17 protein-coding genes are annotated in these 17469 nt (G+C 33.8%); 12 read left to right on the top strand and 5 right to left on the bottom strand.

Annotation, left to right across the window (positions count from 1 at the left end):
- Positions 1-110: 110 nt before the first annotated feature.
- Positions 111-1976, bottom strand: coding sequence for an endonuclease (locus OF897_RS21605; RefSeq protein WP_323809059.1), 1866 nt, complete (start codon positions 1974-1976; stop codon positions 111-113).
- A gap of 191 nt (positions 1977-2167) precedes the next feature.
- Between OF897_RS21605 and OF897_RS13175 the strand changes: the two genes are divergently transcribed.
- The 12 genes from OF897_RS13175 to OF897_RS13120 all read left to right on the top strand — a co-directional run bounded on the left by OF897_RS13175 (position 2168) and on the right by OF897_RS13120 (position 14806).
- Positions 2168-3307, top strand: a complete 1140-nt coding sequence (locus OF897_RS13175; RefSeq protein ID WP_267266149.1) for an acyl-CoA dehydrogenase family protein — start codon at positions 2168-2170, stop codon at positions 3305-3307.
- A gap of 210 nt (positions 3308-3517) precedes the next feature.
- Positions 3518-6448 (top strand): reprolysin-like metallopeptidase, encoded by a 2931-nt coding sequence (locus OF897_RS13170; RefSeq protein WP_267266148.1) that lies wholly within the window; start codon positions 3518-3520, stop codon positions 6446-6448.
- A 165-nt stretch (positions 6449-6613) separates the two neighbouring features.
- Positions 6614-7081 carry a nucleoside triphosphate pyrophosphohydrolase family protein gene (locus tag OF897_RS13165; RefSeq protein WP_267266147.1) on the top strand — a complete coding sequence of 156 codons (468 nt, stop codon included), beginning with the start codon at positions 6614-6616 and terminating at the stop codon, positions 7079-7081.
- A 43-nt stretch (positions 7082-7124) separates the two neighbouring features.
- A complete protein-coding gene (locus OF897_RS13160; RefSeq protein WP_267266146.1) occupies positions 7125-7703 on the top strand; it encodes a TlpA family protein disulfide reductase in 579 nt (192 codons plus the stop codon).
- On the top strand, positions 7700-8305 hold the full coding sequence (locus OF897_RS13155) for a DUF4230 domain-containing protein (RefSeq protein WP_267266145.1): 606 nt from the start codon (positions 7700-7702) through the stop codon (positions 8303-8305). The genes OF897_RS13160 and OF897_RS13155 overlap by 4 nt, the downstream gene beginning before the upstream one ends.
- An 11-nt stretch (positions 8306-8316) precedes the next feature.
- Positions 8317-8499 (top strand): hypothetical protein, encoded by a 183-nt coding sequence (locus tag OF897_RS13150; protein WP_267266144.1) that lies wholly within the window; start codon positions 8317-8319, stop codon positions 8497-8499.
- 164 nt (positions 8500-8663) lie between these two features.
- Complete coding sequence (gene thrS / locus OF897_RS13145; protein WP_267266143.1) at positions 8664-10601, top strand: threonine--tRNA ligase; 1938 nt, start codon at positions 8664-8666, stop codon at positions 10599-10601.
- 139 nt (positions 10602-10740) lie between these two features.
- Positions 10741-11241 carry a translation initiation factor IF-3 gene (gene infC, locus OF897_RS13140; RefSeq protein WP_115596428.1) on the top strand — a complete coding sequence of 167 codons (501 nt, stop codon included), beginning with the start codon at positions 10741-10743 and terminating at the stop codon, positions 11239-11241.
- A gap of 331 nt (positions 11242-11572) precedes the next feature.
- Positions 11573-11770, top strand: a complete 198-nt coding sequence (gene rpmI, locus OF897_RS13135) for a 50S ribosomal protein L35 (protein ID WP_230669123.1) — start codon at positions 11573-11575, stop codon at positions 11768-11770.
- Between the two features lie 118 nt (positions 11771-11888).
- Positions 11889-12233, top strand: coding sequence for a 50S ribosomal protein L20 (gene rplT, locus OF897_RS13130; RefSeq protein WP_047444038.1), 345 nt, complete (start codon positions 11889-11891; stop codon positions 12231-12233).
- A gap of 97 nt (positions 12234-12330) precedes the next feature.
- Positions 12331-13506, top strand: a complete 1176-nt coding sequence (locus OF897_RS13125) for a M28 family peptidase (RefSeq protein ID WP_267266142.1) — start codon at positions 12331-12333, stop codon at positions 13504-13506.
- A 118-nt stretch (positions 13507-13624) separates the two neighbouring features.
- Positions 13625-14806 carry a M28 family peptidase gene (locus OF897_RS13120; protein ID WP_267266141.1) on the top strand — a complete coding sequence of 394 codons (1182 nt, stop codon included), beginning with the start codon at positions 13625-13627 and terminating at the stop codon, positions 14804-14806.
- Between the two features lie 29 nt (positions 14807-14835).
- On the opposite strand, the gene hisIE is transcribed toward OF897_RS13120, so the two are convergent.
- The 4 genes from hisIE to hisH are packed head-to-tail and all read right to left on the bottom strand — an operon-like array spanning position 14836 to position 17468.
- The gene (hisIE, locus tag OF897_RS13115; RefSeq protein ID WP_267266140.1) at positions 14836-15423 is read right to left on the bottom strand and encodes a bifunctional phosphoribosyl-AMP cyclohydrolase/phosphoribosyl-ATP diphosphatase HisIE; all 588 of its coding nucleotides are present in this window, start codon (positions 15421-15423) and stop codon (positions 14836-14838) included.
- Positions 15420-16172 (bottom strand): imidazole glycerol phosphate synthase subunit HisF, encoded by a 753-nt coding sequence (gene hisF / locus OF897_RS13110; RefSeq protein WP_267266139.1) that lies wholly within the window; start codon positions 16170-16172, stop codon positions 15420-15422. Before hisF ends, hisIE begins: the two co-directional genes overlap by 4 nt.
- Entirely contained in the window at positions 16165-16887 is a 723-nt protein-coding gene (gene hisA / locus OF897_RS13105; protein ID WP_267266138.1) for a 1-(5-phosphoribosyl)-5-[(5-phosphoribosylamino)methylideneamino]imidazole-4-carboxamide isomerase, read from the bottom strand. Before hisA ends, hisF begins: the two co-directional genes overlap by 8 nt.
- Before the next feature lie 2 nt (positions 16888-16889).
- Positions 16890-17468, bottom strand: coding sequence for an imidazole glycerol phosphate synthase subunit HisH (gene hisH / locus OF897_RS13100; RefSeq protein WP_267266137.1), 579 nt, complete (start codon positions 17466-17468; stop codon positions 16890-16892).
- Between the last annotated feature and the right edge of the window lies 1 nt (position 17469).

Genomic DNA, 17469 nt, shown 5'->3' with positions numbered 1-17469 from the left:
TATATAAAGAAAATATTAGGTTTTAAGCTTATAATTTTGTTCAATTTAAATAAAAAAGACTTTGCCTGATTGTAAGCAAAGTCTTCGTAAAATTATTATAGTATTTAAACTTATTTTTTGATGAACTGATACACTTTATTATCAAGTTTTAATAAATAAGAACCTTTTTTTAAATTCTGAACAGAAATATTCTTCTTGTATTTAAATGGAGTTTTCTCTGTGTAAATTAATTTCCCTGAAAAATCTAAAACTTGTGCTGTCTGAATATTTTCAGTTGTTCCACTAACAAAAATGCTTTCATTAACAGGATTTGGATAAATTTTTAGTTCTTTTGCAGCTAATAATTCAGATTCAGAAGTTGCAAGTGTTCCTAAATTCTGACAGTAATTGCTTGCATAAGAATCCCATTCTGCAATATCAAAAGTAGTTGCAGGTTGGTTGATTGCTGCTTTTCTATATAATGAAACATTTCCTAAAACCGAAGAGTTATTCTGTGAGGAAACTCCGATTGCATCCACTGTTGTAGATTTATATCGCAATTCTAAATATTGACTTCCTGAATATGTCATTTGCGGAGCTGCAGTAACAAATTTCGCCTGATTAATTGTAAAACAAGAAAAATTAGCCTCAGGGTTTAGAATTACAAAAGTTTCATTGTTCTGAACAGTTCCGTCTAATTCAAAAGGTGCCGGAAAATAATAATTGCTTCCACTCGGAAACTGAATTGATAATCTGTAATCATTTAAATTGACGGCATGACCTGTTTTATTGGTGATTTCAATTGCTTTATTATTAGATGTTCCTTCAAGATATTTTGTCACGATCAAATCTTTGGCGTAAATATCTGTTGCTAAAGTTGTTGCTGAAGCTATATTGCTATCTCCAGAAAGTAAATATCCGTTATCATAAGCTTTAACAGTGTAAGTATAAGCTGTAGAAGGCGTTAAATGGTCTGCGCTGAAAGAATTTCCTTTTGAAGAGCCAATTAAAGTTCCGTTCTGATAAATTTTGTACCCAATTACATCTGTGCTTGTACTTGGTATCCAAGTTAATGTTGTAAAATAAGCACTGTTTTGACTTACCGTTAAATTACTTGGATTTGACGGTGCCACAGAATCTGGAGTTTGCCCCCAAATTGCATTCACCCAAATTGGGTTATCAATAAACGGATTTCTGTTTTTCTGTAAATTATAAACCGAGTTATTCCTATCAATTTCCCTTTGAGAAACAGGATCTTGCTGATGCCATTGAAGAAGCATTGCAATATATGCAGGTTCAAAAGATCTCTCTTCGGTTCCATCTAATGGATTGGTGTCGGAAGCCGGATTTGCGCTGTTGTTATAATTAAAACTGCCCAATTTTCCTTCATATCTTACCGCAAAATATAATAAACTTCTTGCTACATCTCCTTTAAACTCATTAATTGGTTCGTAAACACGACCTGTGTAAACATAATTAGGGATTGCGCTATTTGAGATTTTTGAAGTATTTGTAAAAGTGTAATAATTTGTTGCCCCTGCAATTCCGTAAGGGTAATTACTTCTTAACTGATTGATTCTTGCATCGGTCGGAACAACATAAAACAAATCTGAATACATTGGATAGTTACTGTAAAAAGTGCTTTGAGGCATCATGTGCTCTCTATTCCATCCTAGTCCTTCTGCTCCGGCAGATCCAATAATGTTTGCTGTTGTATATTCGTAAGCATCGGGTCCGGAAGGAATTTCAGAATACATATCTAATAAAATAGTTGTATTCGAAGGTCCGTGATCATAATATATATCTAAATCAGTTTGATTATAATAATTTGTCAAATCACCATAATGCCAATTGATGTTTTTTGAAGATATGATATCATGAAGTTTTGATTTTAATGCATAGCCTGTTAATCCTGTAGTTCCATCATAATATCCTGCAGGAATCTGAGCTGAAACAGATGCAGATATTAAAAATATAGGAAGTAAAAGTTTTTTCATTTAGTAAAAATTGGACGGCTAAAGTATGAAATTTATATATTGAAAACCAAAGAATCTCATTAATATTATGTTAATTGTTGAAATATAATTTATTGTAAATTAATAACTTAATTATAGTATTGCATCTTAATAATAAATAATTTTCGTATTTCGGCAATTTAAGTATCTTTGGCGCATAAGTATAATGTAATATGAACACAGAAACGATTAACAACATTAAAATGATCGCGGAAACAGCAAAGGAATTTGCTGAAAAGAACATCAGACCCAATATTATGGAATGGGACGAAAGTCAGACTTTTCCTAAAGAACTTTTTCACCAGTTAGGTGATATGGGTTTCATGGGAATTGTAATTCCTGAGCAATATGGAGGTTCTGGTCTTGGTTATCACGAATATGTTGCTATTCTAGATGAAATTTCTCAGGTTGACCCATCAATCGGTCTTTCGGTTGCAGCACACAACTCACTTTGTACCAATCATATTTATGAATTTGGAAACGAAGAGCAAAGAAACAAATGGCTTCCACAATTAGCTACCGGAAAAGTAATCGGAGCTTGGGGATTGACAGAACACAACACGGGTTCAGATTCAGGTGGAATGTCTACTACTGCAGTAAAAGACGGTGACGAATGGGTTATTAACGGTGCTAAAAACTTTATCACTCACGCAATTTCTGGTGATATTGCTGTTGTAATGACAAGAACTGGAGAAATCGGTGCTAAAAATAACTCTACAGCTTTCGTTTTAGAAAAAGGAATGGCTGGTTTCACTTCTGGTAAAAAAGAAAACAAACTTGGAATGAGAGCTTCAGAAACTGCCGAACTTATTTTTGATAATGTTCGTGTTTCAGATGCAAATCGTTTAGGTGAAGTTGGTGAAGGTTTCAAACAGGCAATGAAAATTCTTGACGGAGGTAGAATCTCTATTGCTGCATTGAGTTTAGGTACAGCAAAAGGAGCTTATAAAGCTGCTTTAAAATATGCTAAAGAAAGAAAACAGTTTGGAAAATCAATTTCAGATTTCCAGGCAATTAATTTTATGTTGGCAGATATGGCGACAGAAATTGATGCTGCAGAATTATTGATCCAAAGAGCTTCTACTTTGAAAAATGCAAAACAGAAAATGACAAGAGAAGGTGCAATGGCAAAATTGTATGCTTCTGAAGCTTGTGTAAGAATTTCTAACAATGCAGTTCAGATTTTTGGAGGTTACGGTTATACAAAAGATTTCCCTGCTGAAAAATACTACAGAGATTCTAAATTGTGTACAATTGGAGAAGGTACTTCTGAAATCCAAAGATTGGTTATCGGTAGAGATATTACAAAGTAATTGATGTAATAATTCACTTTTATATAAGAAATAGCAATAGCATACGAGATTTTCGTATGCTATTTTCATTTTATAGAGAAATATTTTAATGTATATTGAGTGTATTGCATATTATTTTATTGGTATTATCTAAAATTTTCTTAAATAATTTTGTTTTTCGTAATATAATTTTTATTAGCTTTGGTATTCCACAATCAAAATAGATATTATATGAAAAAACAACTATTGGTGATTGGAATGTTGATTTCAGGCATTTCTTTCGCACAGACAGACCATCTTTGGTCTGAAACTTCCAGAAAAACTAATTCAGAAACTTTTGAAAACAAATCTTCCATCATTAATCCGAAAATCTATAGTTTAGATATCAACGGGTTGAAAAATGCTTTAGAAAAAGCTCCAAAAAGATTAGCAATAGGAGAAAAATCAGAAATCATTATTTCTTTCCCAAATTCTGATGGAAAAATGGAAAATTTCAAAGTAAGAGAAAATTCTAATTTTGATCCTCAACTAGCTGCAAGATATCCGGATATCAAATCTTATATAGGAGAAAGTTTTGGCGATTCAAATTCCACAGTATATTTCAGTATTTCTCCGTTAGGATTATCGTCGATGGAAATTTATGGAGATAAATCAGCGGTTTTCATTGAGCCTTATTCTAAAGATCTTTCAACGTATGTTGTTTATAAAAAATCAGACAAAAAAGATGATTTAAACAAATTTGAATGTACCGTAATTGACGTTGCTCAGAAAGGAGTTTCAAGCATTGATAATCTTCAGGCAAGACCAAATGCGGATGATGCAAAATTAAGAACTTTCAGACTTGCACTATCTTCAACGGGAGAATATACAACCTATTTTGGAGGAACAAAAGCACTTGCCTTAGCTGCCATGAATAATACAATGACCCGTGTAAACGGAGTTTTTGAAAAAGATTTTTCGGCAAGAATGGTTTTAATTGCTAATAATGATGCAGTAATTTATACGAACGCTTCTACAGACCCCTATTCTGCTGCTGCGCAAATGAACAACTGGAATTCTCAACTGCAATCAACTTTAACTTCGGTAATTGGTGAAGCAAATTATGATGTAGGGCATTTATTCGGAGCTTCCGGAGGTGGCGGAAATGCAGGCTGTATCGGGTGTGTTTGTGTGAACGGATCAAAAGGAAGCGGTTATACCTCTCCGGCAGACGGAATTCCTTCAGGAGATAATTTCGATATTGATTATGTTGCTCATGAATTAGGACACCAGTTCGGCGGAAACCACACTTTCTCTCATTCTAACGAAGGAACAGGTGTTAATATGGAGCCGGGCTCAGGATCTACGATTATGGGATATGCGGGAATTACAGGTCAGGATATCCAGGCGCATTCAGATTCGTTTTTTCATGCGGTAAGTATTCAGCAGATTACGGATAATATTAAAGCTAAAACTTGCCCAACAAGCACAAATACAGGAAATGCTATTCCTACAGCGAATGCGGGTTCAGATTATACCATTCCAAAAGGAACACCATTTATGTTAACCGGTTCAGGAACCGATGCGAATGGAGATTCTTTAACTTATATTTGGGAACAGATGAATAACGCTTCATCTTCTCAAACGGGAGCAAGTTCTGCAGCAAGTGCTACAAAAGCAACAGGGCCTACTTTCAGATCTTGGACTCCACAAACGACTCCTACAAGATATTTCCCAAGAATGGCTTCAGTTTTAACGGGAGCAACGACGACAGCTGGTTCAGAAATTACAGTTGAAGCATTATCAAATGTTGCGAGGACTTATAATTTTAGATTTACGGTTCGTGATAACAGAGCGGGAGGTTCTGGGAATAATTCTGACGATGCAGTAATTACAGTAAACGGAACAGCAGGGCCATTTAGTGTAAGTTCTCAAAATACTGCAACCACTTATTCGGGAGGAACTTCTCAAACAATAACTTGGAATGTTGCAGGAACTACTGCAAACGGAGTAAATGCAGCCAACGTTGATATTCTTTGGTCTACAGACAGCGGAAATACTTGGACTACTCTACTTTCCGGAACTCCGAATGATGGTTCTCAAGCGGTAACAATTCCAAATACTTCTACAACTACAGGAAGAATTATGGTAAAAGGTTCTAATCATATTTTCTTTGATGTAAATAATGCGAATATTACAGTAAATGCTGGTTCTGTAACTACAGATACTACTCCACCAACTGCGCCAACTTTGGCGGCTTCAGGAACAACTTCTACTACAACGAATCTTTCTTGGTCTGGAGCGACAGACAATGTTGCGGTAACAGGTTATGATGTTTACCAAGGTACTTCATTAATTGGTTCTTCGACAACGACTTCTTATTCTGTAACAAGTTTAACGCCTTCTACAACATATAGTTTCACGGTTAAAGCTAAAGATGCGGCAGGAAATAATTCAGTTTCCAGCAATACGGTTTCTGTGACAACTCTTGCCGGAAGCGCGGTAACTTATTGTTCGGCAACTGCGACCAATACAGCAGATGAAAGAATTGGAAATGTAAAATTCGGAACGATTAACAATACTTCAACAGGAACTGCAGGTTACGAAAACTTCACTTCAGTTTCTACAAATGTTACCAGAGGAACAGCTTATACGATTTCTGTAACACCGGTTTGGACTTCGACCAAATATAATGAAGCGTATGCGGTTTACATTGATTACAATAAAGATGGTGATTTCACAGACAGCGGAGAATTAGTTTGGACAAAAACAGGTTCACAGACAACTCCGGTAACAGGTTCGATCACAATTCCATCAACTGCAACTCTTGGAACAACCAGAATGAGAGTGATGATGCAGTACAACTCTGTTCCTTCATCATCTTGCGGATCTTATACTTACGGACAGGTTGAAGATTATACTTTAAATATTGTTTCATCAGGAAGAGGTGACGATTTTAATACTAAAGATTTAATTACTGATCTTAAATTATATCCAAATCCAGCAAAAGATATTTTAAATGTATCGAATGCAATAAGTGATGATTATAAAATCTTCGATATGGCAGGAAAACTAATCAATTCTGGAAAATTGGAAAGAGGTTCCGTAAATGTAAGTAATCTTGTAAAAGGAGCTTATATGATTCAGGTTGGAGAAATCACAAAAAGATTTATTAAAAACTAATTACCATCTTAATTAACCTTGAGATAGGAAGGCTGTTCGGAAACGAGCAGCTTTTTCTATGAATGATAATTAATAGATGATAATTGACATCTTTGAATTTGTCATCATTTATCATTCATAAATTATCATTTATCTTTTTTATATTTGCCTTAAATAATAAATTTCATGGATAAAATTGACAGCCTGAACCAAGTAGCAGAATTCCACACAACCTTTAAAGCACCTATTTTAGATACTCCGCAAATTCCTTCTCAGGAAAGATGTAACCTTAGAGTTGAACTTTTGCAGGAAGAATTAAACGAATTAAAACAAGCAATTGCTGATAATAATATTGTAGAAATTGCTGATGCTTTATGTGATTTGCAATATGTTTTAAGCGGTGCGGTTTTAGAATTCGGTTTGGGGGATAAATTTGTTGAATTATTCAATGAAGTTCAGCGTTCTAATATGTCTAAAGCTTGTGATAATGAAGAACAGGCGAATGAAACCGTTGAGTTTTATGCAGCGAAAGGAGTCGAATCTTTCTATGAAAAATCAGGAGAAAAATTTAATGTTTACCGAAAAACTGACCATAAAGTTTTAAAAAACAAATATTACTCTCCTGCAGATTTAAAAACAATAATTGAAAAATAGATGAAATCAAAGATTCACTAATACAATGAAAAATAATAGAAATATGATTTGTAAAAAATTAATTACGAATATTTTTACCGTTTCAGTGTTGACTGTTACTGCACAACAGTTTTCTGCTCAAAAAGCGGTGGTAAACCGTGAAGTGGAAACTACTAATGACGGAAAAATGCTTTTGGGAGCACAGTTGAAAGACCAGTTCGTTAAAGAGCCATATTCAGAATGGTACACAAAGGAATTTAACGAATATCAAATAGATCAGAAAGCAGTAAGTGAACTGAAAAAAAATAAAATTACGACTTATGATCTTATCGTTTTTATAGGAACATGGTGTGAAGACAGTCACCGTGATTTTCCAAGACTGATGAAAATTTTGGAAGAAGTAAAATATCCGGATTCCAGAATGACGATTATTGCGGTGAATCGTAAGAAAGAATCTCCAAACGGAGAAGAATCAAAATATAATGTTTCTAAAGTTCCTACAATCATTGTTCAAAAATATGGCAAGGAAATTGGAAGAATTATTGAAATGCCGACAAGTGGTTATATTGAAAGAGATCTTGTTGAAATCTTGAAAAAAGATGACCCATCGGTAATCAGAGAAATATTTAAAAAAGAAAATTGAAAAATTTAAGATTAATTATTCCGTTTGTTGGAGGAATTCTGCTGATGTTGATTCTGTTCTTCAGCTTCAAATCTTGCTTTAAACCAACTGAAAAAACTGAAAAGTCAGATTATTATATTCTGACCAATCAGATTTCCAAAATGAATAAAATGGTTGTTTTGGAACAGGATTTTTCTGCAATGCAAAAAACAAAATTCGGCTATGAATTTCTTGGGAAAGAAATGACGAGCAATAGTATTATTACTTATACCAAAACGAATGCGCAGGTTTCTTATGATTTGAATAAAATGAAAATGGAAGTAGATTCTATTAATAAAAAACTTATAATTACAGACCTTCCGAATGCAGAAATTAGAATTGTACCAAGCGTGGAAATTCAGTCTTTAGATGATTCTTTTATCAATAGAATTTCTGAACAGGATATTAAAAATGTTCAGAATAAAGCAAAACAAACTGCTATAAAATCTGTTGATCAAAACAAACTGAGAGGTGAAGGACACCAACAATTAATGGAAAATCTTAATAATATTTTCGTTTTGGCAAAGGCTTTGAATTATAAAATAGAAGATCAAACCGGGAAACTCGGCGTTCTTGGACTCTAAAATTCAAAACTATGGATTCAAAAGACGATAAAAAAAAGAAAGACTCTGCCAATTCAGCAGAAACAAAAAAGCAGAATGAAGATTTTCGTGATATTCCTGCTTCATCAGAAAAACAAAATCCGCCGGATGTTGATAAAGAAGACGTTCAGAAATCTTCAAAAAACAAATCAGGAAAAACAGATAATACTAAGTGAAAGCTTAGTATTTTTTTGTTTAGAAGTAAATCAAATTTTGAAAATTTAATTTTAACAAACGCAAAATTTTAAAATAAATTGCATTTTTCGCGAAATATACCATCAGTATTTCTTAAAGACGTAAAAAATGCGTATTTTTGCAACTTAAAATTTCTTAGTAAACAATGATAAAAATTACACTTCCAGACAATAGCGTCAAGGAATTTGAAGGAGAAGTTACTCCTTTAGATGTGGCAAAATCTATAAGCGAGGGATTGGCTAGAAATACCATTTCCGCAGTTGTAAACGGCACACAAGTCGAAATTACCACGCCTATAACCACAGATTCTACGGTACAGCTATTAACCTGGAATGATGATCTTGGAAAGAAAGCTTTCTGGCATTCTTCTGCCCATCTTTTGGCGCAGGCTATCCTTGAATTTTTTCCTAATGCTAAGTTAACAATTGGTCCAGCTATCGAAAACGGTTTTTATTATGATGTAGATTTCGGAGACGAAAGTTTATCTGATAAAGATTTCGAAAAAATCGAAAAGAAAGTTTTAGAAAACGCTAAAAAAGGATCAACATTCTCATTATACCCGGTTTCTAAAGAAGAAGCTTTAAAAACATATGCTGACAATCCTTACAAAGTTGACTTGATTTCTAATCTTAATGACGGTGAAATCACTTTTGTTACACACGATAACTTTACAGATCTTTGTCGTGGAGGTCACATTCCAAATGCATCCATTGTAAAAGCTTTTAAAGTTTTGAATGCTGCAGGTGCTTATTGGAGAGGAAATGAGAAAAATCCTCAATTGACAAGAGTATATGGTATTTCTTTCCCTAAACAGAAAGAACTGACAGAATATCTTGAGTTATTAGAAGAGGCAAAAAGAAGAGATCATAGAAAATTAGGTAAAGAATTAGGAATTTTTGCTTTCTCAGAAAAAGTAGGTGCAGGTTTACCGCTTTGGTTGCCAAAAGGTACAGCTTTGAGAAAAAAATTAGAAAATTTCCTATCTGATGCCCAGAAAAAAGGTGGTTACGAATTTGTAATGTCTCCTCACATTGGAGCAAAAGAATTGTATGTAACTTCAGGACACTGGGATAAATATGGAGCAGATAGTTTTCAGCCCATTAAAACTCCAAATGAAGGAGAAGAATTTATGCTGAAACCAATGAACTGTCCGCATCACTGTGAGATTTATAAAACTTCACAATGGAGCTACAGAGATTTGCCTAAAAGATATGCAGAGTTTGGTACTGTTTACAGATATGAACAAAGTGGAGAACTTCACGGCTTAACGAGAGTTCGTGGATTTACTCAGGACGATGCGCACCTTTTCTGTACTCCAGATCAGTTGATGGATGAGTTTAAGAAAACGATTGATTTGGTTCTTTACGTTTTCGGCTCATTAGGTTTTGCTGATTTTACGGCTCAAATTTCATTAAGAGATCCGGAAAATACTGAAAAGTATATCGGAAGCGATGAAAACTGGGAAAAAGCTGAAAATGCAATTGTAACTGCCGCTAAAGAAAAAGGATTGAATACCGTGACGGAATATGGTGAAGCTGCATTCTACGGTCCAAAATTAGATTTCATGGTGAAAGATGCTTTGGGAAGAAAATGGCAGTTGGGAACAATTCAGGTGGATTATAATTTACCGGAAAGATTTGATCTTACTTACGTTGGAAGCGATAACGAAAAACACAGACCAGTAATGATTCACAGAGCACCATTTGGTTCTATGGAACGTTTCATTGCTATATTATTAGAAAATACTGCCGGAGATTTCCCATTGTGGTTGGCTCCGGATCAGTTTACAATATTGCCAATCAGTGAAAAATATGTAGATTATGCTAAAAAAGTTTCACAACTTTTAGAAAATCACGATATTAGCGGTCTGATTGACGACAGAAATGAAAAAACGGGTAAAAAAATCCGTGATGCAGAATTGAAAAAGATTCCATTCATGCTTGTAGTAGGAGAAAATGAGGAGAAGGATGGCACAATTTCTGTAAGAAGACGTGGTGAAGGAGATCTTGGAGTAATGAGTCTTGAAGATTTTGTTACTTATTTCAAAGAAGCATCAAAAACCGGAGTTGAGTATCAAGCTTAAACCCGAAGAGTTATTTTGAATGAGAATAATATCATTCAAAATTATTTAAATAGAAAGTTAACCAATAAAATTTAATACAATAGCACAACGATTTAACAACAGAGGCCCACAAAGACGTCCTGTACAAGAGGACTTACACATGATAAACGATAAGATTCGCGTAAGAGAACTTCGTTTGGTGGGCGATAACGTAGAGCCAGGAATTTTCCCTATCGATAAAGCAAGACAGATTGCCAAAGAACAGGAACTTGACTTGGTTGTAATTTCAGATAAAGCTGAACCGTTTATTGCGAGAATATTAGACTATAAAAAGTTTTTATACGAGCAAAAGAAAAAGACAAAAGAACTTAAAGCAAAACAAATCAAAGTTGTCGTTAAAGAGATTCGCTTCGGACCTCAAACTGATGAACACGATTATGATTTTAAGAAAAAACATGCTGAAAAGTTTTTGGAAGAAGGTTCAAAATTGAAAACCTACGTATTTTTCAAAGGCCGTTCTATTATCTTTAAAGATCAAGGTGAAATTTTACTTCTAAAATTGGCTCAGGAACTGGAGCACGTTGGAAAAGTAGACCAGTTACCAAAGCTTGAAGGTAAAAGAATGATTATGATGATGAGTCCTAAGAAACCGGCTAAATAATACATTAATGACACCAAAATATTTGAAGTTTTAGACTTTGATATTTTTGGTTTACGATATATAAAAGAGATTTTCTTTGAAAGTCTCTTTTCGTATTATTATTTTTCGTAATTTTGCACACCAATTATCTGCGTGAGGGATAGTAATGAAAAGCCCACAGCAAGCGACGGAATATGCGGAAGAGCGAGGACTTGTAATGAATAGCCCGACCCGAATGAGTGAATGCAGCGAAGCGGAATGAACGAGTGAGGGACACGCCCAAAAAGCTAATAGCCAAAAGCTTTTAGCCGATAGCTAAAATATTGATAACAAAAACATAAAAAAGCAAACAATGCCAAAATTAAAAACGAAATCAGGTGCTAAGAAACGTTTTGCTCTTACCGGTTCTGGAAAGATCAAAAGAAAGAACGCTTACAAAAGCCACATCTTAACTAAGAAAGAAACTAAGCAGAAGAGAAATCTTACTACTACTTCTTACGTAGCTAAAGTGGATGAGAAAGGCGTTAAACGTCAATTAGCAATTAAGTAGTTTTTATAAATCCTTATTCGGTTTATAAGAATTCAAACAAATTCAACATTTTAACCCTGAAACGGTGCACCAAAGAGTAACAAAAGTTGCCGCCCTTTTCAAAAAAACAATTTAAATTATGCCAAGATCAGTAAATGCCGTAGCTTCTAGAGCACGCAGAAAAAAATTAATGAAACAAGCTAAAGGTTTTTTCGGTAGAAGAAAGAACGTTTGGACTGTTGCTAAAAACGCGGTACAAAAAGCAATGCAATATGCTTACCGTGGAAGAAAAGAGAAAAAGAGAAACTTCAGATCACTTTGGATCATGCGTATCAACGCAGGAGCTAGAGAGCACGGAATGTCTTACTCTCAGTTTATGGGAGCTCTTAAAAAGAACAACATTGAATTAAACAGAAAAGTTTTAGCTGATTTAGCGATGAACTATCCTGAAGCTTTCAAAGCAGTTGTAGATCAAGTAAAATAATGTAAAATTTTTTGTTATCAATATAAATCCCGGGTTTTTTGCTCGGGATTTTTTTATTATCTACATTTGCTTAATATTAAAAAGTAGTACATTTAAAGTGAAAAAATTAACAGGTCTTCTGCTCCTTTCTTTGGCTTCATACGGTTTGCAGGCACAAAGTTTTATTCAGGCTTATCAGACGAGAGCCAATCAGGTTACTCAAACGAATATTACCACGCTGCTTCAGGAATTTTCAAATCTCGGTGTGAAAACTACAGGTTCTACAGCCAATACAAATACACTTAATTGGCTTAGAGCTAAATATCAGTCTTTTGGTTACGATGCGAGCCAGATTACAGAAGATACTTTTACTTACGGAAGTACAACTTCTAAGAATTTAATTATTACTAAAACAGGAACAGTTTATCCAAATATTTACGTGATCATTTGTGGACATTACGACACCATTACCGGTCCAGGAGTAAGCGATAACGGAAGCGGAACTTCAATTTTGTTGGAAGCTGCAAGAATTTTGAAAGATGTTCCTACAGAATATTCGGTGAAGTTTATTCATTTTTCGGGTGAAGAGCAAGGTTTGATTGGAAGTAATCATTATGTGAATAATGTTGTTTTCAATAATAATGTTCGTCAACTTAATTTGAAAGTTGTTTTTAATATCGACCAGGTTGGAGGGAAAATTTCAAATCCAAGTAATACGATTGTTTGTGAAAGCGATCAAAGTTCAGCAGGAGGAACGGCCAATAATGCACCATCACTTGCGATGACTCAGCAATTGGCAAATTGCACGACGTTGTACTCTCCTCTCCAGACAACTCTGTCAAATGCCTATGCATCAGATTATGTACCTTTTGAAGCTAAAGGAGATATTATTACAGGTTTTTATGAAACTCCGGTGAGCGGAAATCAACATACTGTAAATGATACTTTTGCAAATATTGATCCTGTTTATGTTTTTAATGTAGGGAAAGCAGCAGTTGGAGCGCTTCAGCATTTTGCTGTGGCAACCTCTGTTTTAAGTACTAATGAATCTGCTGTAAATAAGTTGGAATCAATAAAGATTTATCCTAATCCTGCTAAAGATATTCTGAATGTAGAACTTCCAAGTAATATTAAAAACTTCTCTCTTGAAATCAATGATATGAGCGGAAAATTAATTTCAACTCATGAAAATGAAAGCAAGATTAATGTGTCTAAATTACCAAACGGAGTTTATCTTTGTACAATAAAGTCTGATGGTGAAACAATGACCAAAAAAATAATTATCGATAAATAAAAATAAATTGAATTTTTAAAAAATCATTTATTAATTCAAACTTTTTATTAAATAAAAAATAATGATTCCTTACTTTCGTTTGGAATCATTTTATTTATACATTTGCAAAAATTAAAAAGTGAAGAAAATACTTGGTATTTTTGTTTTGTCTCTCGGGCTTCAAAATGTAAACGCACAAAGCTTTATTCAGGCTTATCAAACGAGAGCAGATCAGGTTACCCAAACTAATATTACTACAAATTTACAAGAGTTCTCAAATTTCGGAGTTAAAACTACCGGTTCTGTAAATAATACCAATGCATTAAATTGGCTTAAAAATAAATATGCTTCTTACGGTTATTCTACAAACCAGATTGTAGAAGATCCTTTTTCTTATACGCAAGGAGGAAATACAATTAATTCGAAAAATCTTGTCATTACAAAAACCGGAACAGTTTATCCTAACAAATTTGTAATTATCTGTGGACATTTCGACAGTATTAATGGTCCTGGAGTAAATGATAATGGAAGCGGAACTTCAATTATTTTGGAGGCAGCAAGAATTTTGAAAGATGTTCCAACAGAATATTCTATCAAGTTCATCCATTTCTCAGGAGAAGAACAAGGCTTGAGAGGCAGTACTCATTATGCAAATAATGTAGCTTATCAAGGTACAAACCGTGTTTTGGATATCAAATTGGTTTTCAATCTGGATCAGGTCGGAGGTAAAATGGGTAACAATAATAATACAATTTATTGTGACGAAGATATGGGGGGAAATCCCAACAATACTGCTGCTTCCGTTGCTGCAACTCAGGAATTGGTAACTCTTACAGGTCTTTATTCACCGTTATTGACTGATATTGACGAAGCTGAAGATACCGATTATATTCCTTTTGAATTGAAAGGTGAAGTGATTACAGGATATTTTGAAAGAATTAGAAGTAATTACCCTCACACTGCAAACGATACTTTTGCCAATACAGATCCTGTTTATATTTACAAGGTTGGAAAAGCGTCAGTTGGTGCTCTTCAACATTTTGCCGTTGCATCGACGACGATTTTATCTACTGCTGAAAGTTCTGTAAATCAGCTTGAAGAAATATCAATTTATCCCAATCCTGCAAAAGATTTTTTAAATATTGAACTACCGAAAACGGTGAAAAATTTTAGTTTTGAATTAATAAATTTACCTGGTCAAACGATATTGAAGACAGAAAACGAGTCTAAGATAAATATTTCAAGTATTGTAAAAGGTGCTTATTTGGCAAAAATAACAGCTAATAATCACACTGTCGTTAGAAAAGTAATCATAGAATAATATAACTTTAAAGCCTGCAAATTGCAGGCTTATTTATTTCTGACTAAAAGTATTTCTTCAATATCTTCTAAACTCGTATTTTTTGCTTTCAATAAAATCAAAAAGTGATATAGCAAATCTGCAGCCTCATTTTTAAATAGCTCATCATTGCTATCTTTTGCTTCAATTACTAATTCCACAGCTTCCTCTCCTACTTTTTGAGCTACTTTATTGATCCCACTCTGAAATAACGAATAAGTATAAGATCCTTCTGTTTTTTCATCGATTCTTTGATTGATTTTTCTCTCTAATTCATAAAGAAACCCTTTAGAACTTTTCTCGCCAAAACAACTGAAACTTCCAGTATGACAAACTATATTTTTAGGAATCACTTTAATTAAAATCGTATCGTTATCACAATCAATATCAATACTTTTTACAATTAAAAAATTTCCGGACTCCTCACCTTTTGTCCAAAGTCTGTTTTTTGAACGGCTGAAAAACGTAACAATTCCTTCACTTTTTGTTTTCTCAAAAGCTTCTTCATTCATGTAGCCTAACATCAAGACTTGCAACGTTCTGTAATCCTGAATAATGACTGGAACCAAATCATCACTTTTATTAAAATTTATATTCATCGTATTGCAATTTTTTTAGATTTTAATTCACTTTTCAAATCCTGGATTTTCACTTCTCCAAAATGAAAAACACTCGCAGCCAAAGCTCCTGTTGCCTTTGTTTTATTAAAAACATTTTCAAAATCAGCCATATTTCCTGCTCCTCCTGAAGCAATGACAGGAATATTTACATTTTCAGAGATTAATTTTGTTATTCTCAAATCAAAACCATTTTTCGTCCCGTCTCCATCCATTGAAGTTAAAAGAATTTCTCCAGCTCCCAATTCTTCTACTTTTTTTGCCCAATCCAAAGTCTTTAAATCTGTAATTTCTCGTCCACCTTTTACATGAATCCAATCCGAATGATTAATAAGCTTTGTATCTATCGCAACAACAATGCATTGGCTTCCAAATTCCTTAGACAAATCAGAAATTAATTGTGGATTTTTAACTGCCGAAGAATTAATACTAATCTTATCCGCTCCCGCTTCCAGTAATTTTCTGACATCCTCGATCGTCGAAATTCCGCCTCCAACTGTAAAGGGAATGCTTAGTTCTTTTGCAATTTCTTTTACCAATTCAACAAAAGTTTTTCGCTCTTCAATAGTTGCTGTAATATCCAGAAAAACTAATTCATCGGCGCCTTCATTTTCATATTTTTTCGCCAGTTCAATAGGATTTCCGGCATTTCTCAATCCTTCAAAATTGATTCCTTTTACCGTTGTTCCATCTTTTATATCCAAACATGGAATAATTCTCTTTTTAAGCATTCTCAATAAAATTTTGAAGTTGTTTTAAGCTGATTCTGCCTTCATAAATCGCTTTTCCGATGATCGTTCCGGAACATCCGATTTCTTTCATTTTGTAAACGTCTTCAATACCCGAAATTCCACCACTCGCAACCAATTGAATGGAAGTTTGAGCTAAAATATCTTGGTATAAATCTGTTGAAGGACCTTCTAACATTCCATCTTTTGAAATATCGGTACAGATTGTATTTTTTACCTCTTTTTTCTGATATTGGAGAATAAAATCAATAACATCTTTCTCGCTTTCTTCCAGCCAGCCTGAAGTTTTTATTTTCCTATTTTCACAATCAGCTCCCAGAATAATTTTTTCTGATCCAAATTTTTGAATTAAATCAAAACAAAACTCAGGATTTTGAACCGCAATACTTCCGATGGTAATCTGTTTTGCCCCTGAATTAAAAGCAATTTCGATATCTTCTAAGGTTTTCAAACCACCTCCGAAATCAATTTGTAAAGACGTTTCTTTTGCAATATTTTCCAATACTTTTTGATTGACAATATGTTTGGATTTTGCTCCATCCAAATCAACTAAATGAAGAAATTTTATTCCAAAATATTCGAATTCTTTAGCAACTTCTATAGGATTTTCATTATAAATTTTCTTTGTTCCGTAATCACCTTTTGACAGACGTACACATTTTCCGTCGATAATGTCAATTGCAGGAATAATTTTCATACTTAAAGTTTTAAAAAGTGTTGTAATAATTGACTTCCGATTCTACCAGATTTTTCAGGATGAAACTGCATCGCATAAAAATTATCTTTCTGCAAAGACGCGCTAAAAGGCAAAATATAATCACAGACAGCAGTTGTATTTTCTGATAATTCACAATAGAAACTGTGAACAAAATAGACGTCGCTTTCTTCTTTTACATCTGAAAAAAGGTCTGAATTAAAATCCGAAATTGTATTCCAACCCATGTGCGGAACGATATTTTTTGCAGGAAACTTTTTGACATTAATATCAAAAATTCCCATTCCGACAGTATTTCCTTCTTCGTTATTTTTACACATTAATTGCATTCCCAGACAAATTCCCAAAACAGGTTGTTTCAAAGTTGGAATTAACTGATCTAAGCCTTTTTCCTGTAAAATTTTCATCGTAGAAGACGCTTCACCAACTCCTGGAAAAATAACTTTATCTGCATTTTGAATTAATTCAAAATTATCTGTAATAATCGATTCTGAACCCAGTCTGTTCAATGCATTTTGCACGGAATTTACGTTCCCCCCGTTGTATTTTATTATTGCAATCATT

It is taken from the genome of Chryseobacterium formosum, from assembly GCF_026460885.1.
In the GTDB taxonomy this organism is placed as follows: domain Bacteria; phylum Bacteroidota; class Bacteroidia; order Flavobacteriales; family Weeksellaceae; genus Chryseobacterium; species Chryseobacterium formosus.
The sequence above is the reverse complement of the archived record's forward strand: the minus strand, read 5'-3'. Positions and strand labels throughout refer to the sequence as shown.